The following is a 22606-nucleotide window of genomic DNA, read 5'->3' as shown; positions in this document are numbered from 1 at the left end:
GCTCACCCTTGCGCTATGTGTTCATCACCAAGCAAGGGTTTATCACATACATGGCTAAAGAATTTAAGAGATAACTATGCGCAGTTCACTCGATAAAACATTACGTAAAAAATTAGAGACAACAGTAGAAAAAGCTCGCGAGGTGGTTGAAGCTGCAGTCACAGATGCACTAACACGACTCGGTGTTGCTGATGCCCAGGCCCCCAGCTATTTATCCGATGATGAGCGTAAGCTGCGTAACACTTTGCGTGCCCATGCTCGCCAGTTAGGCGATAAGCTGGTGGGTAGCGAGCAAGAAACCGAGTCACTGGTTAATGAAATGGCCTACGAACATTGGCACCGCATGCTGTTTGCCCGCTATCTTGAGCAAAATAATCTACTCATGTATGAAGGCACCCCGGTAACACTGGATGAGTGCAACGAGCTTGCCGAAGAAGAACCCGATTGCAAAGACGGTTGGGAGCTAGCAGGGCGTTTGGCACAAAAAATGTTACCGCAAATCTTCCGTGCCGACTCGCCAGTATTTGAGATTAAGCTATCCATCAACCATATCAATACTCTCGAAAACCTCATCGCAGAATTAGATTTAGCCACTTTCCAAGCCCAAGATAGCCTGGGTTGGTGTTATCAGTTTTGGCAAAATAAAAAGAAAAAACAGGTGAATGAGTCAGGGGTAAAGATAGGCGCTAAAGAGTTAAGTCCAGTTACCCAATTATTTACCGAGCCTTATATGGTGTCGTTTTTACTCGATAACGCCATAGGTGCCTGGTGGGCTAAGCGTCGTTTAAGCAGTGATGACTTAATCCGCGCTAACAGCGAACAAGAGCTACGTGAACTTGCCGCTATTCCTGGTGTTCCACTGGAGTATCTGCGTTTTGTTAAAAATGAAGATGAAGGTCGTTGGACAAGTGCAGCAGGCGATTTTGACAAATGGCCTGAGCATTTAAGTGAACTGAAAACCCTCGATCCCTGCTGTGGTTCTGGCCACTTCTTAGTGGCAGTCTTTTTAATGTTAGTGCCAATGCGCATGCACCTTGAAGGCTTAACGGCTAAAGAGGCTGCGAATGCGGTACTGCAAGATAACATTCATGGCCTTGAGCTAGACCAACGCTGTGTCGAGTTGGCTGCGTTTGCTTTAGCATTAGAGGCTTGGCGTTATCCTGGTGCTGGCGGTTATCGTGTGTTGCCGGAGTTGCAACTCGCCTGTTCAGGTATCTCGATTACTGAGGCGCAAAAAGAATGGAAAGATTTAGCTAAGGGTGACGAGGCTCTAACTGAAGCCATTACCTGGATGCAAAATACCTTTAAAGATGCGCCTACTTTGGGTAGTTTGATCGATCCCACTAAAGCACTGAAAGACGGTCAAACACCTCCATGGGAGTTACTTCAACGAACAATGGAAAGTAAGTCTGATGCTACGAGTGAAGTTAAAGCGACATCACAAGGATTAGCTAAAGCGGCTCAATTACTATCGACTAAATATGATCTAGCACTAACTAATCCTCCTTATCTTGGAGACAGAAAACAAAATGATATTTTAAAACATCACTCTGAAATGCAGTTTTCAATAGCTAAAAATGAACTAGCAAATGTCATGTACTTAAGAATAACGATGTTACTGAAAAGTAACGCTTCTGGCCTTTTGGTTTATCCTGAATCTTGGCTAACACTATCAAGAAGTGAAAGCTTTAGACGATATGTTCTATTTCATCAAAAGTTACATATGCTCTTCCGTTTGGGGGACCATTCTTTTGAGAATAAGCAAGCACAAGGTGCAGCTGTTTGCATGTCGATTTTTAGTAAGTCAGAGAATGAAGGTGATGATATTTCTTCTTTAGATTTATTCAAATTGGATTCAATAGAAGAGAAGAAAAAAGCAATCAGAATATCTGATTTGATTAAGATTAATCAAAATTATCAATTGGAAAATCCTCAAGCAAGAATAATCTTTGACAACTCAGTCGAAGCTGCTGCACTTATCGAAAGCATGGCTTTAGCTAATCAAGGCATAAAAACAGGAGATGACTTTTTGTGGCGCCGCTATTTCTGGGAAATAAATAATTTTGATTATGGCTGGAAATTTTTTCAATCTACAGTGTCAGAAGATATTTTTTACGGTGGAAGATCAGATGTTATAAACTGGTCAACAGAAGGCGATGGTATGATTCGACCGCGCAAAGGTAATAAGTCAGTTGGTTTAAAGGGGATCGCGATTAGTCAAATGGGAAGCTTACCTTGCACGATATACACAGGTGAACTTTATGACAGTAATGTTGCCCCTATTGTCCCTTTTGATGACTCCAATTTAGATGTTTTTTGGTCCTATTTTACTTCAGATAAATTTGAAGCTGAATTAAGGAAAATTGACTCTAAAAAATCAATTACTAATGCCACTTTTTTGAAAGTACCTTTCATTTACACTGAAGTAGAAGCTTCTCTTCCAGAGCCTTTTTCTAATGACTCAACTCAATGGATCTTCCATGGTCACCCATGTGCTTCGGTAATTTGGGACGTAGAAAATAACACTACAGCAGTGGGCGATTTACGCCAGGATGATACCGTAATGCAAGTCGCCGTCGCCCGTTTACTCGGCTACCAATGGCCAGCTGAGTTAGACGAAGACATGGAACTGGCACCTGAAATGCGCCAGGTGATGCTAAAAAATGCTGATTTTGATGGGCTGGTTGATGATGACGGCATTGTTTGTATCCCTGCTATTCGTGGTGAGATGAATGCGGTTAAACGTGTAGAGGCGATATTACAAAAAGCCTATGGCTCAGCCTGGTCAAACTCGGTTGAAGCTAATCTACTTAAGGCTGTGAAATCCACCAGCATAGATGATTGGCTTCGTGATAAGTTTTTTGAGCAACATTGTAAGCTATTCCAACATAGACCCTTTATCTGGCAAATCTGGGATGGCTTAAAAGATGGCTTTTCGGCATTAGTCAATTACCACAAGCTTGACTATAAAGGCCTTGAACGTCTTATTTATACTTACCTTGATGACTGGATAAGCACCCAAAAACGCGGTATCGCCGATGGTATCGACGGGGCTGACATTCGTTTATCAGCCGCTGAAAACCTAAAAGTGCAGTTAGAAGCCATATTAGAAGGCGAAGCACTGCCAGGTAAACCAGGTTTAGATATCTTCGTGCGCTGGAAACCTTTAGCTGAACAACCAATAGGCTGGAACCCAGATCTTAATGATGGCGTGCGTTTAAACATACGCCCATTCATGTATGCCCAAGATATGGGTAAAAAAGGTGCTGGAGTCCTTCGTGCTAAGCCAAACGTTAAATGGGAGAAGTCAGATAGAGGTACAGACGTACCATCGGCACCGTGGTTCGAACTTGGTCCTGTGTATGGTGAAAAGTTAGGTGCAAGAATTAACTATCACCACCTGACGCTTGATGAAAAGAAAGCGGCGAGAGAAAAGTTAAAAGAGGATATCTGAAATGGGTACAGTAAACCCCATCAATGAATTGAGCATTATCGGTTTTAAATCGATTAGGTCGATGACAAAATTAAGATTAAATAGTTTAAACGTCTTAATTGGTGCTAACGGAGTTGGCAAGAGTAACTTTGTCTCATATTTTCGTTTACTAGGTGAAATGCTTGATGGTCGTTTACAGGTATGGAATAAAAAGCAAGGCGGGGCTGATAGGGTATTAAGCTTTGGTGTAAAAGAAACTGATAAATTCGGTTCTTTTGTTACTTTTGGTATTAATGGATATAAATTTCTTTTGGAACCTACCGTTGACGGTGGTTTTACTTTTTCTCAAGAATCTCTTTACTTTAAAGGACCTTATTATGGTGATAAGTGGATTTCATTAGGTTCTGGACATGATGAGGCAAAGTTAAAAGTTAAATATGAAAAGGATGGAAAAGGAGCTGTTGCTGATTACTGTTACAGTTCAATCTCTAGTTGGCGTGTATACCATTTTCACGATACTAGCGACACGGCAGGAGTTAAACGATTATCATCTGTGCATGATAACGAATATTTACGAAATGATGCGTCGAATTTAGCTGCTTATTTATACGAGCTTAAAAACAAAGAGCCTGACGTTTATAGTCAGATTCGTAAGACGGTTAAACTAGCTGTGCCATTTTTTAACGATTTTGTATTAAAGCCGACAGAGTTAGATACGGGGGAAGAGCAAGTTCGTCTATTATGGACACAAGTAGATAGTGATTATGCGTTATGGCCTAGTCAGCTATCAGATGGTTCGATCCGCTTTATCTGTTTGGTAACCGCATTACTGCAGCCTACACCGCCTTCAACCATCATTATTGATGAGCCAGAGCTTGGATTGCATCCTTACGCAATTACTTTGTTAGGGGCACTGTTACGCTCAGCGTCACAACGGATGCAGGTGATTGTTTCGACCCAATCAGTGCCTTTGTTGAATGAGTTTGAAATTGATGATCTTATTGTTGTTGAGCGAGAAGATGGCGCATCTAGCTTTAAACGTCTAGATGAAAATGAGTTTGAGACTTGGCTAGAAGATTATTCAATTGGTGAGCTATGGGAGAAAAATATTTTAGGCGGGAGGCCGTCAAAATGATCACCGTTCATATAATTTGTGAAGGGCAAACAGAAGAAGCTTTTGTTAATAATTTACTGGTAGAGCCCTTTGCCCATAAAGGAATTTATTTAAGGCCTGCGTTAATCGGTAAACCTGGGCATAAAGGCGGTAACTTCAAATTCGAACGTCTTTTGGTCGATGTAAGAAATCGCCTTACTGCAGATAAAAATTGTTATTGCACTACCTTCTTTGATTTCTATGGATTACCCCAATCATTTCCTGGCAAAAATGCTTTAGCGGCTAATGCAGCGATTACAGATAAAGCAACATCGCTACAAAATGAATTGATAGCAAAGTTGACCGAGGCGCTAGGTACTGATGTGATGAGGCGCTTTATTCCTTTTGTACAAATGTATGAGTTTGAAGGTTTATTATTCAGCGATCCTGAGAAAATGGCTTTAGGTATGGATAAGCCGGATTTAGTTGCGGAGTTCCAAGCTATAGCTGATAAGTTCGCTTCACCTGAACACATCAACAACAGCCCGCAAACAGCACCAAGTAAGCGCATCATAAAATTGATTCATAATTATGAAAAACCACTTATGGGAACGCTAGCTGCACTAGACGTTGGCCTTGAAGTAATGCGTGGAAAATGTGAGTTATTTAATGCATGGCTGCAACAAATTGAAGCATTGGAAATAGTGTAATTATGGCTACAGTAATTGATTTTTTAGCAACACAACTACGAAACTGTGCTACCTACAATTCTGCTGTGCAAGTTGCTCCAGCGGCAATTTTATGGACAGATATTGATATGCAGTGGCAGTCTGCAATGCCGTTTATCAAACAACAACTGCCTGAGTTGATTGAGCTTGGCGAATATAAGCCTGAGGAGCGTACAGGCCCTGCAATATGGATTAAGTGTGCTATTGCGGGGATGTTAGAGGATTGCCAATTACCTGCTGGCAAAACGCCCATTATCTATTTACCAGGAGTAGGGCGCAAAGATTTACGTGCCATTGAGCAGTGCCCTGATTATCTTCGTCCGCTAGCAGAGCTTCAATATCGTGGTTGCTGGTGGGCGTATAATTCGGCTGGCCGTGATTGGAGCGTATCGTCATTTTTGACCAATCCCAATGTTGGTTTAGGCCTGGATTTAGCTAAAGATAAAAAAACCTTGGATGCGATAATTCAAGTGTTACCGGATATTCTTGAATCACCGGCAGAGCGTTTACAAGGTAAGAAACTCACCGCGGATGAGTTTTATGCCATTGTATTAAATGATCCTGCTAAGGATATTTTAGGTTGGCTGAATAACCCCCAAGAGAAAGAGTCGCAATGGCAAGGCAATAAATGGGATATTTTCAAGCAGTCTTGTGCTCAGAATTACGGTTTTGCACCGACTCAGACTCAACTTAATATCCCATTAACTCTGCTATGTGAAGCCGATGGACCTTGGCAAAGCGTGTGGCAGCGCTTTATTGATACTGCATCTAACCTCCCTCTACTGGTTAAGCGTTTAACTGACGTTGAGCCATCAGGCTTAGCATTTGAGGCGCAGCATTACCTATTTGAGAATAACCGCGATGAACGTGCTATTGAGAGCGAGCTTAAAGGGCTAAAAGATAAGATGCGTGATGATATTGGCGCTGTTATTACTCGATTATGGAGCGAACAACACCAACGCCAATCTTGGGTTTGGGCTCAATTAGGTTTATCTCCATGGCTAGCAATATTAGCTGAGTTAAAAGCTGTGCTTGAGCTTACAAAAATCCCCCTTAATGGTACAACACCTCAAGCGATGGCAGAGTTTTACCAAGAACGATTTTGGCAGGCTGATGCTTCGGCAATTGCCGCCATGGCTAAGGCGCAAGATATTCACCAGCAAGAAGTGATTGCTGATGTGCTGACGGTTATCTATACCCCTTGGTTAGAGCTGGTGACATTGAGTTTTCAAACCTTGGTGGAGCAAAATGGCTACCCTGGTGATAATCAAATTAAAGAATCTACATCAAATTACACAGTAGGCAGTGAGGTTATCTTTTTTGTTGATGGTTTGCGTTTTGATACCGCGAAATTATTAGAAGTTAAGTTAAGTCGGCTTGGCCTTAATATTGATTTAACCACCCAATGGGCGGCACTGCCATCGTTAACTGCGACGGCTAAAGCTGCGGTTACACCGGTGGCAGATCTATTGTCGGGCCTTCAAGATAATGAAAACTTTACTCCTGTTCTATTAGGGACAGAGTCAGAGTTTTCTGCTTATCAGTTTAAAAAAGCCTTAGCCGAAAAAGGTTGGCAATACTTAGACGGTTTAGAAACCGGTGAACCCAATGGTTATGCCTGGGTGCAAACCGGGGATCTCGACAACATGGGACATGCTCAACAACGTAAAATGCCATTGCATATTGATGCTGTGCTTAATGATGTTGCAGCTCGGATAGAAGGGCTTTTTAATGCTGGATGGAAGCGTATTAAGGTGGTAACAGATCACGGCTGGCTTTGGGTGCCAAACAAATTGGCTGAGGCGAGTATCCCTAAAACATCGGTTAAAAAGCGCTTAGCACGCTGTGCTATTTTGAAAGACAATATGAGCTCATCTGGGTTAACGGTTCCTTGGCATTGGAACCCAAGTGTCACAGTCGCTATGGCACCTGGCATTGCAGGTTATGTCGGTGGTGATTACTACAATCATGGTGGTTTGAGCCTACAAGAGTGCTTAACGCCGGTGCTTAAGATTAATAAAGTAAATATATAACGTTGATAATTTAGGATTGGTTTATTCGTATGGATACAAATGCACTTTCTATCTCTGATATTGAATTATCAAAGGTCTTTGGAAACGAAGTAGCAATAAAATATACCGAAGCAGTAGAGGTTTATAAACTTTTCCCAGATCTATCACTCATGCGTTTTAGGCAAATAGCTGAATTACTGTGTGATAAGTTAGCTAAACATTATGACTTAAGTCACTGTTTTGGGTTAAGCCTATTTGAGGTTATTAATGAGTTAGAAAGCTTTGGTTATATAGATAGGCAGACATCTGCAAGACTGCATAAAATACGAATATCTGCAAATTCTGTAGTTCATTCTAGAAACTCAGAAGAAAGTGATTCAGTTACTAGTGACTTTGGCAGTTTAACAAAAGATGCTGAACGTTGCCGTACAGATGTTTGTACATTATTTACCTATTTTAGACAGCAACTTTTTAATCATAAGATTAATTATAAAGTAGTAGAAAATCAGTTAGTACATATTGAATATAAAGAGATAATTGCGAAAGCAATGCTTTCCGATAATGCAAAAGATAAGTTTTTGGCGGGGAAAGCTGTAGATAGACTTATCGAAGAATATGCTGCCTCAATTCCAACCGTAGTTTGTACAGAACAAAATTCAGCACATCAAAACAATGGTACGTATCGCTGCGGAGTTATATAGAGCGGCTATTGAAATAGATGCCGAGCTGGATGACGTGCCATTATCCTATATTTCGGATGAAAATAAGCGTATTGACTATATGTATAGTCGCGCCAATGCCGAGTATCTATGTAAGCGGTAAATGAAGCAGTGACGTTAATCCAAATTGCTCAGAACAACATTCCACGGCATTAAATCGGTTAAATCATCGGTAGGCTTGCGCTTGGGTAACTCGGTAAACAAGTGTCTGAAGTAGTAATATGGACTAATATCGTTCGCTCGACAGGTCATCACTAAACTGTATAAATTCGCACTGGCATGCGCGCCGTTGACTGACGTTGAGAACATCCAGTTTTTACGCCCCGTTGTGAACGGGCGGATATCTCGTTCAGTGACATTGTTGTCGATGCTAATGTCTCCATCTTCAAGATAAGTTAATAATTTTGGCCATTGGTTTAGTGCATAGGTAATGGCTTTACCTAAATACCCTTTGGGAAGTACCTGTTGTTTCTCCAGCCAGGTTTTAAACTCCGCTAATATTGGTACAGCTTCTTGTTGTCTTAATTGTTGGCGCTCAAGAGCGCTGAGTTGTTTTGAACGTTTTTCAATAGCGTAAAGTTTGGCTATATAGCTCAGTGCAACTTCGGGCTTACCTGCTTTTTTTGACCCAGTCGCTTTTTGTGCATCAGTGAACTTTCGGCGCACATGTGCCATGCAGCCAGCATGGGTGACATCTTTTAATGTGCCTTTTTCTAATCGCCGATAATAAAGCCAAAAGCCATTAGTGTCCCAAAACAAGATTTTGAGTTTATCTCGATGACGATTACAAAAAATAAACCAGGATTCGCTAAACGGGTCCATTTCAAGATGTTGTGCAACGATAAGCGATAGGCCATCGATAGACTTACGCATATCTGTGACACCCGTGACGAGATAAACTTGAGGAGATGGTGTCATTGTAGGGCAGCAACCCAATGCTGGATTTGGCTAGTGCTTAAATGAATTGGCAACTGAGCACGCAAACCATTTGCAAGGGTTAGCGTGACAACGTTTTCACTCACGACGGATGTATCGGTCACAATGATGGGTTGCAATCGTTGTGGCTCTGGCTGTGTTCGGAGTTTTTTGGCCCATGTATAAAAGGTTTGATAGCTTATGTTCTGCTCAGCGCAAAACTGAGTGATGCTAATGCCACTTTGTTTTTGCTGCTCGATTAATGAAGACCAATACTGGTGTTTTTCTTGTGATGACATAGTGCCTCCTTAAATTGGTGAGGTACTATGACAACTATTTTTATGATTGAGTATGTGGGGTTTATTTACCGCTTACAGGTTTTTTAAGCCAAACGTAATACGCTGACGAACTAACCTGCATCACTTTACACGCCATCGAAATAGGATATTTCGACTTAAGAGTATTGATAAATGAATACCTTACTTCATTTCTTTCGCAAAGAAGGCGCTGGCCTTTTTTAGTATTTCGCGCTCCATCAATAAGCGTTTATTCTCTTTGCGTAACAGCATAAGTTCGGTGCGTTCATCTACAGATAATGCATCGCCTTGAGTTAGCTTTTTTTGTTTAGCCACCCAGTTATAAAGAATTTTATCTGTAATACCTAAAGACGCTGCCGCTTGCACTATCGTGTAATTTTGTTCAAGAACCAAAGCGACAGCTTCTTGTTTAAAATCATCTGGATATTGTTTATTTATTCGTTTAGTCATATTCACCTCAATAATGGCATTATTATATTCCTTTATTGAAGTGTCCGGCTAATTCAACCACAACAATTGGTCTGATGTCCGTGAGCAGCTTCGAATGATGACATTACGCGCATCAATTAGTGTTCAAGGCCGTTCTGTGACCTTGTATGAACGCACTTTTTTGTTTGAAGACTACAACGCACCTCGCAGCCATAATGCGTTTCTCGCTGAACTCGCAAATGTTCTACCTCAAGGCTGTTGTCCGCTCATCGTGACCGATGCCGGTTATCGTAATACCTGGTTCAGAGAAGTCGAACGTTATGGTTGGTTCTGGCTTGGTAGAGTACGTGGCGATGTAAGCTTTATGCATCATGGAAAAGCGACCTGGTTCTCGAATAAATCGCTCTACCCGAAAGCAAACTCAACAGCTAAATACATAGGTAATGTCCAGCTTGCACGTAAATCACCGCTAAGCTGCCATTTACATCTATTTAAGGCTAATCCCAGATTACGTAAAGATAAGCGATCTTCAAAAGCAGGCCGAAACCACATAGCACAAAAGAGTTATCGCTTAGGCAGCAAGGAGCCTTGGCTACTGGCAACCAACTTACCGCCTGAATATTTCAACTCAATAAAAGTGGTTGAGCTATATGCTAAACGCATGCAAATTGAAGAAACCTTTCGGGATTTAAAAAGCCCGCAATATGGCATGGGGCTGAGACAAAGTCGCAGTCGGTGTCCAAAGCGATATGATGTGTTATTGCTTATCGCAATGCTGGCAGAAATACTGTTGTGGTGTATAGGTATAGCCGCGAGGCATCTTGGCTGGCAGAAGGATTTTCAGGCGAACAGCATCAAACATCGCGCTGTATTATCCGTTGTAAGATTAGGAAAAGAAGTGCGGCGCAGGCCAAAATACACGCTGAAAGCATCGATAATTTACTGGGCATTAAACGAATATATCAAACTGGTTCATACTGCTGGCAGACCTAAATTATGAGGGGATCCGCCAGCGCTCACTTATAGAGTTAATTGGTTTAGATTCGTCCAAAATTTAAGCTGGTATTGATTTTAAGGGAGGGTTACATAAGCTCTATAAAATGAGCTGTAAAAGTGTTATTGCCCTTAGTATGTTTACCTAAAATACACTGTTATGTTTTACTCTACCACTTTGTATAGTTTCAACGTTTTGTATGATCGAATCGGTTAGCTCTTGAGAGTAATCACCTCGTTGATAGAGTAAGATTAACGTGTCATCTAGCTCGATAACCAATAGCGTACAAATTTCTGCCATATCTTCGATGTCCATCGCACGCTTGTAGGCGTCCATTTGACCTGACAAATTGTAAATACTAAAGATACTGGCCATCACTCGTTTATCTTCGGTTTTCTCACCACCGCCAGGATTAACAATGCGGTTGAATTCGACTGATTCACCATTATTTAAGCGCTGAGTAAAATGTTGTGCTCTAGATTTCGCACAACGAGGTGTGTAGTCATTATAAGTGACACCATTAACCCATTGAGCCTTAATCCAGTTTTGATGATCACCACGTAATGCGCGACCTTTTTTGCGAAATGGCCCATCATTGTCGAGAAGTTCTTGCCGAATAAGCTGAATGGCGCTTAGTAATTCAGGATCTGTAGTTAATACACTATAATCGAAGTCTGGATCAGTAAGCTTACCTGGTACGACAATGTAACCTTTGGTTAAGTATGTTTTTGAGTCATTAAGCTTTCTGGTTACGATAGTTTCTACTGTGGGTGTAACAACGGTGCCTCTGTCGAATCCTCGGACATCATACTTAGCACAAATTTGTTCAAATACGTCCTGAAGTCCTTCAAACTCTTTGTCCTTATCTCGGGACTCTAAATGCTCTAATAACTCACTGTATGCTCGTACCGCATCTAGATTGGTATAATGTTTTGCCTGTGTATTTTGATGATAGCCACATGCACGACCAATGTTGGCCTGTACCACTGCTGCAATGTTGGCAATACTACTGTCCCAGGTATTGATTAATGTCTCTTTCATTTCCTGACCAAAATTAACACCAGCGCGGAATCCTGCGACAGTAATAGCAATCAGTTTTTCATCAAATAGACTCGCCGTTTCAAACTCCCTTTTTAAATCATCAATGGAGCAGAGTTCATGATCCTCAATACCGACTAACTTTTGGCCAACTATATGAATTTGATCTTCATCAATACCATTTTCGAGTAAGATCTGTTTCGCTAACTTTGCTTGGCTACTTGGAACTCTGACGAGAGACCAACCAGTACCAAGATGTTCTTTAAATTGCTTAATAAAGCGCTTTCTCATCAGCGATTCTTCACAGAAATCTCGGTGACTCTCATCAAGCTTAATAATCTGGTTGAATCGATGCATCTGGCGAATACCATGATATTCGCTACTTGTTTGATGAAATACGAGGGAGGTATTAAAGTTATGGTGCAATATGGAGTCTGCCCCCGCAGCATAAAGCGCGCTGAATGGTGTTGCGGAAACAAAAGCAACTCGGCAATGAATATTATCCTTTTCTAAGTAACTGAACACTTTATCATAACGGACACTGTCGCTACTTGAACCGTAGTGACATTCATCAATGATAATAAGTTGTGGCTGTTGATGTTTAAAATCCGCTTTTAGGGCTGTTTCGAAGTTGGTAAAGTTGCTTACAACGACATTTTTACATGGAGCTAAATCTTTTTTAGCTTGTTCTTGAAGGGCTATATCAGCCATGGTGACTAGGTAAAGTGTATCTTTTAACTTTTTTCTATCGCTAATGAATTCATCAGAAAGTGATAGTCGTTGTAACCCTGCTAATGCTAAAGCAATCCCAGATTTTCCTGATTGCATCTCTGCTGCAATGACAACCGCTCTTGAGCCCGAATTAAATTTAAAGAATGTACTATGAGCGGCATTTCGCTGGTGTTCGAATGTATGTTCTTGAATTGTTTTTTCAACATAGAGCCGATGATTTTGCGCCATTCTATGTACCTTAATTCAGGTTGGGGGAGAGATTCCCCCCTTTATATTTAGTAGATAAGCTCAGCGGTATCAGAGAAATGAGATTCATCACTGAGTTCGCCTGATTTTGCAGGTAATTTATTGTGTTCTTTTTTGAGCAGTGAACGTTCGAGATCGTATTCTCCGCGTTTATAAATAACGAACATTGTGTCATCTCGTTCAATACCAAAGTGATCGCACATCTCCCATACATCCTCTGTAGTCATGATTTTTTTATCAACCTGCCTACGGGATATGTTGTAGATGCTAAATATAGAGGCTGTAATGAGTTTGTTTTCTGACAACTCGCCAGAGCCTGGTGCTACCACGCGATTAAATTCAAGATATTCACCTTGATCAAGCATCTGCGTGTACATAATGGTTTTCTCTTTTTGTGTGCCATCTACACGAGCTTTTTCTGGGTTGTTGTAACTGTCACCATTGATCCAATGCGCCTTGATCCAGTTTTTGGTTTTGCCCCGCATGGCTCTATTGCCTTTAACACTTGGAGCACCTTTAGCAGTAAATTCATTCCTTATTAAATCAATTGCCTGCAAGATATGCTTGTCGTCAGTATAGTGACTAAAATCTGAATCATGGTCTAGTAACTTTGCGGGAACTGCTATGTAATTACTGGTCTTGTAAGTTTCAACATCTCCGATGGGACGACGGCGTTTGTATTTTATAGTCAGTCCAACATCTAATCCATTTACTTGATATTCTTGGCAAACATCTTCAAAAAATTCTTTCAAACCATCGAAATCTGAAGCGGCTGATTCTGAACATGTTTTTTCTAGATGGTCTAAAATGGCAGCATAAGCTTCAGCTGCATTTATATTTGTATAGTGCATAGATGAGTTATTACCATGATAACCACAAGCTCGCCCAATGTTAGCCTGTACGACAGCAGCGACACTTGCAACAGTACTGTCCCAGGTTGATATCAGATTATTCTTCATCATGGCGCCAAAATTAATTCCGGCTCTTGCTCCAGCCACAGTAATTGCGATTAGTTTATCTCCAAATAACTGTGCATCATCAAACTCTTTTTTAAAACGTTCAATACTGCAATGTTCATCTTCAGGTACACCGCTCAGAGAGTTACCTAATATGTAAACTGAATCTTCTGCAACACCCTGTGAGATCATGAATTCTTTAGCATTCATTGCACTGCCTGCCGGGACGCGAACTAAAGACCAACCTACGCCTTGATGTGCTTTAAACTGGTTAATGAAAGCATCTCGCTCATCAGAAGGGTAAAGAAAGTTTCTGCTGTCACCTTCTAAGCTTTGAACTTTACCATTATGAAGCATTTCTCTAACGCCATAGTACTCGTTGCTTGTTTTGTGGAAAACTAAGCGAGTGTTGAAGTCTCGGCGAAGAATAGAATCTTTTAGTGCTTTTTCAGCAATTTCATTAGCTTCTTTTAATAGCTTGTTGTCTTGTTCAGATTCGGCTTCAGCTTGAAGCTCTAGAGCTTCTTCATATTCTGTTTCTGCGCCATACAATGCACCAAAAGGGGTTGCAGAAATGAACACCACTTTACATGAGTCATTTTCCTGCTCTAAGTAATCAAAAATTTTGCTATATCGAACGGCTGAAACATTTGAACCGTAGTGACATTCATCAATAATTATGAGTTTAGGTGGATTTCCTTTGAATTCGTTCTCAAGTGCTTTTTCAAAATTTACAAAGTTGCTAACGATGACATTTTTCGCAAGTACTAAGTCATCTTCAGCTTGCTCTTTCAACGCTGTATCTGGCATGGTCACGAGATAGAGTGTGTCTTTAAGATGTTTTCTTTCGCAGATCTCTTGATCGCTAAGGCTTAAACGCTGTAAGCAACATAAGGCAAGAGCAATACCAGACTTTCCAGCTTGCATTTCTGCAGCGGTAACAACAGCTCTTACAGCTCCAGTAAGAGCAGAAAATGTTTTTGTAGCCGCATCAACCTGGTGGGCATGTAAAGCATCACTCTCAAGAATTTCGTTGATAAGTTGGCGATGTTGTTTTGATTTATGGTTCATGTCTTTGTTCATCCTTGAATTCAATAAAATACACATAATATAGTTTACTTGATAAGTTCGATTAAATTAATATTAATCATAGAATTATCAATATTTTTTGATAAGAAACACACTACGCTTCAAATTAAATGATCTTAAGGTCAAAGGATTGATTTATGTTGCTTGGTATACCTTTTGGACGAGATAAAAACACTGGCGAATGGAAAGACGTAGCAGAAGTGACACGTGGTCTAGACTGTAATTGTGTATGTCCTTCATGCAAATTGCCTTTATCTGCACGTCATGGTGATGAACGAGAATGGCATTTTGCGCACCATACTCGAAATATTTCAAAAGAAGATATAGTTGATTGTGAATTCTCATTTCAGGTGTCTTTACGGATGATGATTCATCAATTATTTATTGATGGTCTTGCACTAAAAGTTCCAGGTTACAATCAACATATCACGGTTCCCAGACAATTAAATAATTCAATTGATTCAATAGTCACAATTACAGGTGAACGATTGATTAACACCCGAGAAGTTAACTACAGTATTGCCTCAATTTTTCTAGGGCAACAAGTTGATGTAATATTTAATTTTGGAACTGCAACGCTAATCGTATATTTATCGTATCGTGGTAGAGAGTTTCCTTTTAGTAAACGGCTGTTAAAAAATGCTAAAGCTGGAGCATTAATCTTTGACCTCGAAAAGTTGACTCAGATTTTCTACCGTAAACCTTTTACTGATGAAGATCAGCTTGGAACTGCAAGGACACAATTGTTAGGTTGGTTGAAATCAAGTATTGAAGCTAAATCTTGGTACTATCACCCAAGGGAGGATAAGTTAATAGATGACAGAAATAACGAAATTGATGAAGCTCTTCGAAATAAAAAATCAGCCACTAATCATTTTACAATACCTGCGCATAAACTCTCAAAATGTAAATGTTTAGGATGCGGACACACATTTACTGGTTATAAAAACATGGCTAATTCATGTCCTAATTGTAAAACACACCTTTATGTTAGTAACTTCTAGTTTAGTCGTAAGCCGTCAAATTGTATAAATAGAAACTATCGGTTATGTGAAAGATGTTCAATTTTTACTAACTAGGGTAGGGGTCACAGCAAGTCACTTCTAAAAACTAATTTGGGCACATGGGCACAAGTTTGGGCACAAATGATGTTAACTTTGATTTTTACCGCGTATAAGCATATCAATTTATTTATTGATTGAAATGTTGTGCCTGTTTGAATAAATTTTAAGATAGTAGTTTTTAATTTGGTTTGGGCACAGAGTAAAGTGATTTTTAATGAGGTAAAGCATTGAATTAAAGCAAGAAATGGTACACCCGAGTGGACTCGAACCACCGACCCCTACCATGTCAAGGTAGTGCTCTAACCAGCTGAGCTACGGGTGTATTGTTTGAATCTGACTATTTAGACTCTGTCAGAAGAGTGGTACACCCGAGTGGACTCGAACCACCGACCCCTACCATGTCAAGGTAGTGCTCTAACCAGCTGAGCTACGGGTGTATCGTTTAAATCAAAACTTGTTCGTTTTGCTTCAAAGTGGACGCTATCTTAAGTGGGATAGGCTATTGCATGCAAGTAAAAAAAACAGTTTTATGATTAAATGGTGATTTGCTGTGCAACTTGATTCAAGGTTAAGCAATGTCAATCAGTTAACCTTGAATAAAAGGGACAAATTTAGCCAATTTGTTGAAACTTGAAACCTTTCTTTTGAATGTACTTTAATCTAATAAAGAACAAAATTGCAGCAGTCGTTAATCCTGCAATCAAACCTATCCAAAAACCCTTTGCCCCCATTGCATCTACTACCCAATTTGTATAACCAAATATATATCCTGTAGTCATACCAATACACCAATATGAAAACAACGTAATGTAAAAAGCACTACGGGTGTCTTTATAGCCTCGTAAGGCTCCTGAGGCGACCACTTGAATAGAATCTGATATTTGATAAAAGGCGGCTAGCATCATTAAACTACCGGCCAGTGCAACAACTTCAGGGTTATCATTATACAACAATGCAATTTGATGTTTAAAAGTAACCGTTAAAAAGGCGGTACAAAATGCTAGCGCTAATGATAAGCCTAATCCAACCTTAGCGACTAAGGCCGAGATCTCTGGTTGATCACGACCAAGGTAATAACCAATACGGATTGAAACAGCGATACCGATTGATAATGGTAACATAAATATAATTGACGAGAAGTTAAGGGCAATCTGATGACTCGCAACCACATTCGCCCCTAGAGGCGCTAGAAATAATGCAATAACGGCAAATAGGCTTACTTCAAAAAAAAGAGCCATAGCAATGGGCATTCCAAGTTTTGTCATTGACCACATGCTCGCCAAATGAGGGCGATAGAATCGCTTAAATGGTTCAAGTTGTTTAAAGGTATTATCTAATCGCATATAGATAACCATAGCAACTAACATCGCCCAGAACACTAATGCAGTTGCTACACCGCAGCCGGCACCACCCATTGCAGGAATGCCAAAGCCGCCATAAATAAACACATAGTTAGCTGGTATATTAACGGCTAAGCCAATAAACCCTATCATCATAGTTGGCATAGTGTACGAGATTCCTTCACTGCAACCGCGTAGTACTTGGTACAACACAAAAGCAGGCGCCCCCCACAAAATGGCATCGATATAACCAACAGTAAGTGAATGTAATTTAGGTTCTAAATGCATCAAATCGAGTAAATATGTTGAGGATGCGAGAAAGATCATCACTCCAATCCCCCCAATTATGGCAATATATGCAGCTTGGAAAATGAGTGACGGAATGACTTGTTGATTATTTGCTCCATGATGTTGTGAAAACACTGGAGTAAACGACATCAAGAGACCTTGAACAAATAAAATTGCAGGTAGCCATAAACTGGTGCCTACAGCCACAGCGGCCATATCAACAGCACTGACTCTCCCCGCCATAACGGTGTCAATAAACCCCATCATGGTTTGGGTTACTTGAGCGATGAGTACTGGAAGTGCTAATTTGATTAAGCGTGATATTTGAAACCCTGTATTATTCATTAAAAACCTATTACGGAACGAGATAAATATGTTTACTGGTATAGTTCAAGCCACTTGTGAAGTGGTGTCTATTCACAATGCTGCTGGTCTTAAAACCTTTGAAATTGCCATGCCGCCAGAATTAACGCAAGGATTAGTAACAGGTGCAAGCGTAGCGAATAATGGTGTTTGTCTTACTGTTACCAAGATACTAAATGATAAGGTTTTTTTCGATGTAATGGAAGAAACTTTAGCGGTGACTAACTTAGGCAATATATGTGTAGGTGATGCGGTTAATATTGAACGCTCACTAACATTTGGAACCGAAATTGGTGGCCATATATTGTCTGGTCATGTGCATACACTAGCAACCGTTAAAGCCGTAAGCCATACAGCAGAACACTACAATATTGAGCTACAAGTAGACCCACAGTGGATGAACTACATATTTTACAAAGGATTTGTGGGCATAAATGGATGTAGTTTAACAGTAGGTAAGGTTAGTAGTAGTGGTTTTTTACTGCATTTAATCCCGGAAACATTAAAACTCACCAATCTTAAACACTACACCCTTGGCGACAATATAAATATTGAAATAGACAGTCAAACGCAAATTATTGTTGATACTGTAGAGCGGGTTCTGGCTAAAAAACAACTCACTTAGTCACAAAAAATGTCACTAATAGCCTGCTTTAATTGTTAAGCAGGCGATTTAGTTAGTAAATTTGTTCATCGTCAGAATCTATGTGCAGTTCAATTTTTCGCAGGTTTTCATCAAGGTGCATTTGGACGTGTATTGGATTACAACAAATACGACAGTCATCATAATACTCTTGATCTCCCGCACTAGCGTCTATTGTCACATATTGGTGATGCCCACAATGAGGGCAACAAATGGCGTGTGAAAGCAATCTCATATTTAATACTCCTCATTAATCACTTTTTGCTCAGTGTAATGAACCGACTGTGGTTATTCTCACTAGGTTAAATGCTTTTATAACCGTTAGGGCACTGCATTTACTTGATAAACAAATTGAATATTTGTTACAGGATAATTTTTATTGTCTGAACTGTATTGTGTTCATTTTCCCGTTAGCTCTTGCACACTATAAGTATAGTGAGCATTTCATTATTTGGGATCTATTTGAACCACTATTTACTTATCATAAAAATAGCGCTTAAATAAAATTAATTGTCATAATTTAGTTAAAACTAAAGATAAACAACGCTATAGCATATGAAATTATGTCATTTAAATTTATTTTTAGCCAAGTGAGTTAGGTATGCATCTGATAAGCTGACATTAAGAAAGAAAGTGAGGGAGTTACAAATAATAACGTTAGATGAAATACTACAAGCAAAAGCCATAAATATTTCTGTAATTCATTGATGTACGGTTGCGCCATAATCTGCTTATCACATAGAATAGAGTATTACGTTTTTGGGTAACTAAGACTCCTGTACTGTCTTGATTTCATTAACGTGTCTCTCGTTCAAAAAGAACATACTTAATTACCATGTGGCCCTACGTGTGGGTCACCACTGGACAAGGAAATTTCATGCCTATTATTACATTGCCTGATGGCAGCAAACGTGAGTTTGCCAATCCTGTATCTACTCTGGATGTCGCATTAGACATCGGTCCTGGTTTAGCAAAAGCGTGTATTGCTGGCCGTGTTAACGGTGAATTACAAGATGCAACGGACTTAATCACCACAGATTCAGAGTTAGCTATCATTACGGCTAAAGACGACGAAGGTGTTGAAATTCTTCGCCATTCATGTGCTCATTTATTAGGTCACGCTATCAAACAAATGTGGCCCGAAACCAAAATGGCGATTGGCCCTGTTATCGATAACGGATTTTATTACGACATCGATTTAGATCATAAGCTCACACAAGAGGATATTGACGCCTTAGAAAAGCGTATGCTTGCATTAGCTAAAACTAATTACGATGTGGTTAAAAACGTGGTGTCTTGGCAACAAGCTCGTGATGCATTTTCTGCGCGTGGCGAAGAATACAAAATCGCTATTTTAGATGAAAACATCAGTAAAGATGCGACTCCAGCACTTTATCATCACGAAGAATATATCGACATGTGTCGTGGCCCCCACGTACCAAACATGCGTTTTTGCCAAAATTTTAAATTAATGAGTGTTGCTGGTGCCTATTGGCGTGGTAATTCTGATAATAAAATGCTGCAACGCATATACGGAACAGCATGGGCAGACAAGAAAGCGCTTAAAACTCATTTAGTTCGCTTAGAAGAAGCCGCAAAACGTGATCATCGTAAAATTGGTAAGCAATTAGATTTGTACCATATGCAAGAAGAAGCCCCAGGAATGGTGTTTTGGCATAACGATGGTTGGAGCTTATTTTTAGAGCTTGAAAAGTTCATTCGTCAAAAATTAGGTCAATACACTTATCAAGAAGTGAAAGGTCCTTTAATGATGGACCGTGCATTATGGGAGCGCTCAGGACACTGGGATAAATACGCAGATGCGATGTTCACTACAAGTAGTGAAAGTCGCGAGTATGCGATCAAGCCGATGAACTGCCCAGGTCACGTACAAATTTTTAACCAAGGGTTAAAATCGTATCGCGACTTACCATTACGTATGGCCGAGTTTGGTTGTTGTCACCGTAATGAGCCATCGGGTTCATTACACGGTCTAATGCGTGTGCGTGGATTTACACAAGACGATGCTCACGTGTTCTGTACCGATGATCAAGTGCAACAAGAAGTCAGTGCTTGTATCCAAATGGTTTATGATACCTATGCAACGTTTGGGTTTGATAACATTGTTGTTAAGCTGTCAACTCGTCCAGAAAAGCGTATTGGCGATGACGATATGTGGGACCGAGCAGAAGAGGCATTAAAGCAAGCACTTGCCAATAATAATATTGAATTTGAAATATTACCTGGCGAAGGCGCGTTTTATGGTCCAAAAATCGAATTTACTTTGCATGATTGTTTAGATCGTGCATGGCAATGTGGTACAGTACAACTCGATTATGCATTACCGACTCGTTTAGGGGCTACTTATGTCGCAGAAGACAACAGCCGCCAAACTCCGGTAATGATCCATCGTGCTATTTTAGGCTCTTTAGAGCGTTTCTTAGGTATATTGATAGAAGAATATGCAGGTAAATTTCCAACATGGCTTGCTCCAATGCAAGTCGTTGTAATGAATATTACCGATAAACAAGCTGATTATGTTGAAGAAATTGTTAAATTCTTCAAAGAACAGGGTATTCGAGCATCTTTTGACTTGAGGAATGAGAAAATAGGCTTTAAAATACGCGAACACACTCTAAGACGTGTGCCTTATTTATTGGTCGTTGGTGATCAAGAAATGGATAATAAGGAAGTAGCGGTGCGTACTCGTGACGGTATCGATTTAGGCAAGTTAAAACTAGAAGATTTCGCCGCGATGATACGTCAACAAATTTCGCTCCGTAGTCTCAAATTGTTGGAGGAATAGGTCATAAAGATCAAAAGAACAGCAGGGCGACAGCCAGCCCCTAATAGAATCAATGATGAAATCACTGGTGTTCCTGAAGTACGTTTGTCAGGTTTAGATGGTGAACCCATTGGTATATTAACGATAAAAGAAGCTCAGGGCATTGCAGATGAAGCCGGTGTTGATCTCGTAGAGATTAGCCCTAATGCTGAGCCTCCAGTCTGTCGCATAATGGACTACGGTAAGTTCCTTTTCGATAAAGCGAAAGCTCAAAAGGAACAAAAGAAGAAGCAGAAACAGGTCCAGGTTAAGGAAATAAAATTCCGTCCTGGCACTGATGAAAACGACTATCAGGTAAAACTACGCAACCTGATTCGTTTTCTAGAAGATGGGGACAAAGCAAAAATTACGCTGCGTTTCCGTGGTCGCGAAATGGCACACCAAAACCTCGGTATGGATCTTTTGAACCGTATCAAGGCTGATTTGGAAGAGTATGCGGTTGTCGAATCTTTCCCGAAAATGGAAGGTCGTCAAGCAATTATGGTGCTAGCACCTAAAAAGAAATAGTAGGGCAACCTAAAGTAGCAAAAGTCTCTTGAGGCTTTTGCTCGCCTTACGTTTATTAACGTCCCAATGCGGAGTTTTAGAAATGCCTAAAATGAAAACAGACAAGGGTGTAGCGAAGCGTTTTAAGAAAACCGCTAATGGTTTCAAGCGCAAGCAAGCACACTTACGTCACATTTTGACCAAGAAAAGCACTAAGCGTAAGCGTCACTTACGTGCTAAATGTTTAGTTGCTAAATCTGACGTTCCAGCAATCGCGCGTCAACTACCATACGCTTAATTTAGGAGTTTAGAAAATGCCAAGAGTTAAGCGTGGTGTAACCGCACGTGCTCGTCACAAGAAAGTTTTAAAGTTAGCAAAAGGTTATTATGGCGCTCGCAGCCGTACTTACCGTGTTGCTGTTCAAGCAGTAACTAAAGCTGGTCAATATGCTTACCGTGACCGTCGTCAGAAAAAACGTCAATTCCGTCAATTATGGATTGCACGTATTAATGCGGCGTCTCGTCAAAATGGTCTGTCTTACAGCCGTTTCATTAACGGCTTGAAAAAGGCGTCTATTGAAATCGATCGTAAGATTTTGGCTGACATCGCTGTTTTCGACAAAGTTGTATTTGCAACTTTAGTTGAGAAAGCAAAAGAAGCGTTAACTAAGTAATTAGTTTGTCGCGTTAAAAAGAGGAACCTTCGGGTTCCTTTTTTTATGCCTATTTATTTGGATGTTATTTTGTAAATATTATACCAATCTCATTAAATATCTGGTCAGTTCAGAGTCTCTCAGGTTTTTCAATTCAAGGCACATTGATGTAGAAATGGTGTTCCCTTTTAAATCGATGTAACACAGAAGTGGAATACCTGAG

At 40.3% G+C, this 22606-nt stretch carries 18 protein-coding genes, 2 tRNA genes and 1 pseudogene; 12 read left to right on the top strand and 9 right to left on the bottom strand.

All coding sequences use genetic code 11. From position 1 onward, the window contains the following. Positions 1 to 76: 76 nt before the first annotated feature. The 5 genes from ACWXWT_RS09145 to ACWXWT_RS09125 are packed head-to-tail and all read left to right on the top strand — an operon-like array spanning position 77 to position 7967. Positions 77 to 3454 carry an Eco57I restriction-modification methylase domain-containing protein gene (locus ACWXWT_RS09145; protein ID WP_456041276.1) on the top strand — a complete coding sequence of 1126 codons (3378 nt, stop codon included), beginning with the start codon at positions 77 to 79 and terminating at the stop codon, positions 3452 to 3454. Position 3455: 1 nt separating this feature from the next. Beyond that, entirely contained in the window at positions 3456 to 4568 is a 1113-nt protein-coding gene (locus ACWXWT_RS09140) for an AAA family ATPase (RefSeq protein ID WP_456041275.1), read from the top strand. Next, positions 4565 to 5236 (top strand): DUF4276 family protein, encoded by a 672-nt coding sequence (locus ACWXWT_RS09135; RefSeq protein ID WP_456041274.1) that lies wholly within the window; start codon positions 4565 to 4567, stop codon positions 5234 to 5236. The genes ACWXWT_RS09140 and ACWXWT_RS09135 overlap by 4 nt, the downstream gene beginning before the upstream one ends. Before the next feature lie 2 nt (positions 5237 to 5238). Beyond that, a complete protein-coding gene (gene pglZ / locus ACWXWT_RS09130) occupies positions 5239 to 7287 on the top strand; it encodes a BREX-1 system phosphatase PglZ type B (RefSeq protein WP_456041273.1) in 2049 nt (682 codons plus the stop codon). Between the two features lie 29 nt (positions 7288 to 7316). After that, a complete protein-coding gene (locus tag ACWXWT_RS09125) occupies positions 7317 to 7967 on the top strand; it encodes a DUF4145 domain-containing protein (protein ID WP_456041272.1) in 651 nt (216 codons plus the stop codon). Positions 7968 to 8102: 135 nt separating this feature from the next. Here the strand turns inward: ACWXWT_RS09125 and tnpC are convergent, their stop codons facing one another. The 3 genes from tnpC to ACWXWT_RS09110 form a co-directional block, all read right to left on the bottom strand. After that, entirely contained in the window at positions 8103 to 8903 is an 801-nt protein-coding gene (gene tnpC, locus ACWXWT_RS09120; protein ID WP_456041271.1) for an IS66 family transposase, read from the bottom strand. Further along, positions 8900 to 9199, bottom strand: coding sequence for an IS66 family insertion sequence element accessory protein TnpA (tnpA, locus tag ACWXWT_RS09115; RefSeq protein WP_456041270.1), 300 nt, complete (start codon positions 9197 to 9199; stop codon positions 8900 to 8902). The genes tnpC and tnpA overlap by 4 nt, the downstream gene beginning before the upstream one ends. 180 nt (positions 9200 to 9379) lie before the next feature. Beyond that, positions 9380 to 9667 carry a transposase gene (locus ACWXWT_RS09110; protein ID WP_456041269.1) on the bottom strand — a complete coding sequence of 96 codons (288 nt, stop codon included), beginning with the start codon at positions 9665 to 9667 and terminating at the stop codon, positions 9380 to 9382. Between the two features lie 64 nt (positions 9668 to 9731). On the opposite strand from ACWXWT_RS09110, the pseudogene ACWXWT_RS09105 reads away from it, so the two are divergent. After that, a pseudogene (locus ACWXWT_RS09105) lies at positions 9732 to 10646 on the top strand (IS4 family transposase); the annotation flags it as partial. 138 nt (positions 10647 to 10784) lie between these two features. Here the strand turns inward: ACWXWT_RS09105 and ACWXWT_RS09100 are convergent. Continuing rightward, complete coding sequence (locus ACWXWT_RS09100) at positions 10785 to 12638, bottom strand: DEAD/DEAH box helicase family protein (RefSeq protein ID WP_456041268.1); 1854 nt, start codon at positions 12636 to 12638, stop codon at positions 10785 to 10787. Positions 12639 to 12685: 47 nt separating this feature from the next. Continuing rightward, entirely contained in the window at positions 12686 to 14683 is a 1998-nt protein-coding gene (locus tag ACWXWT_RS09095; RefSeq protein ID WP_456041267.1) for a glutathione synthase, read from the bottom strand. A 155-nt stretch (positions 14684 to 14838) separates the two neighbouring features. Between ACWXWT_RS09095 and ACWXWT_RS09090 the strand changes: the two genes are divergently transcribed. Beyond that, entirely contained in the window at positions 14839 to 15705 is an 867-nt protein-coding gene (locus ACWXWT_RS09090; RefSeq protein ID WP_456041266.1) for a competence protein CoiA family protein, read from the top strand. 305 nt (positions 15706 to 16010) lie between these two features. Here ACWXWT_RS09090 and ACWXWT_RS09085 read toward each other — a convergent pair. The 3 genes from ACWXWT_RS09085 to ACWXWT_RS09075 all read right to left on the bottom strand — a co-directional run bounded on the left by ACWXWT_RS09085 (position 16011) and on the right by ACWXWT_RS09075 (position 17738). Further along, positions 16011 to 16087 (bottom strand) — tRNA-Val (locus ACWXWT_RS09085). A 38-nt stretch (positions 16088 to 16125) separates the two neighbouring features. Beyond that, a tRNA-Val gene (locus ACWXWT_RS09080) sits at positions 16126 to 16202 on the bottom strand. A 174-nt stretch (positions 16203 to 16376) separates the two neighbouring features. Next, a complete protein-coding gene (locus ACWXWT_RS09075; RefSeq protein WP_456041265.1) occupies positions 16377 to 17738 on the bottom strand; it encodes an MATE family efflux transporter in 1362 nt (453 codons plus the stop codon). Positions 17739 to 17766: 28 nt separating this feature from the next. Here ACWXWT_RS09075 and ACWXWT_RS09070 point away from each other — a divergent pair, with 28 nt between their 5' ends. After that, positions 17767 to 18381, top strand: a complete 615-nt coding sequence (locus ACWXWT_RS09070; protein ID WP_456041264.1) for a riboflavin synthase subunit alpha — start codon at positions 17767 to 17769, stop codon at positions 18379 to 18381. Between the two features lie 52 nt (positions 18382 to 18433). Here ACWXWT_RS09070 and ACWXWT_RS09065 read toward each other — a convergent pair whose 3' ends face one another. Next, the gene (locus tag ACWXWT_RS09065; protein WP_456041263.1) at positions 18434 to 18634 is read right to left on the bottom strand and encodes a CPXCG motif-containing cysteine-rich protein; all 201 of its coding nucleotides are present in this window, start codon (positions 18632 to 18634) and stop codon (positions 18434 to 18436) included. A gap of 642 nt (positions 18635 to 19276) precedes the next feature. Between ACWXWT_RS09065 and thrS the strand changes: the two genes are divergently transcribed. The 4 genes from thrS (at position 19277) to rplT (ending at position 22404) form a co-directional block, all read left to right on the top strand. Beyond that, positions 19277 to 21205 carry a threonine--tRNA ligase gene (gene thrS / locus ACWXWT_RS09060; protein WP_456041262.1) on the top strand — a complete coding sequence of 643 codons (1929 nt, stop codon included), beginning with the start codon at positions 19277 to 19279 and terminating at the stop codon, positions 21203 to 21205. A gap of 3 nt (positions 21206 to 21208) precedes the next feature. Next, positions 21209 to 21751 (top strand): translation initiation factor IF-3, encoded by a 543-nt coding sequence (infC, locus tag ACWXWT_RS09055; RefSeq protein WP_456041288.1) that lies wholly within the window; start codon positions 21209 to 21211, stop codon positions 21749 to 21751. Positions 21752 to 21833: 82 nt separating this feature from the next. Then, positions 21834 to 22028, top strand: coding sequence for a 50S ribosomal protein L35 (gene rpmI / locus ACWXWT_RS09050; RefSeq protein ID WP_011496149.1), 195 nt, complete (start codon positions 21834 to 21836; stop codon positions 22026 to 22028). Between the two features lie 16 nt (positions 22029 to 22044). Beyond that, complete coding sequence (rplT, locus tag ACWXWT_RS09045) at positions 22045 to 22404, top strand: 50S ribosomal protein L20 (RefSeq protein WP_011637486.1); 360 nt, start codon at positions 22045 to 22047, stop codon at positions 22402 to 22404. Positions 22405 to 22606: the final 202 nt, after the last annotated feature.

The sequence above is a fragment of the Shewanella sp. A22 genome, assembly GCF_053850585.1.
Note: the sequence above shows the minus strand (reverse complement) of the source record. Positions and strands in the feature narration are given on the sequence as shown.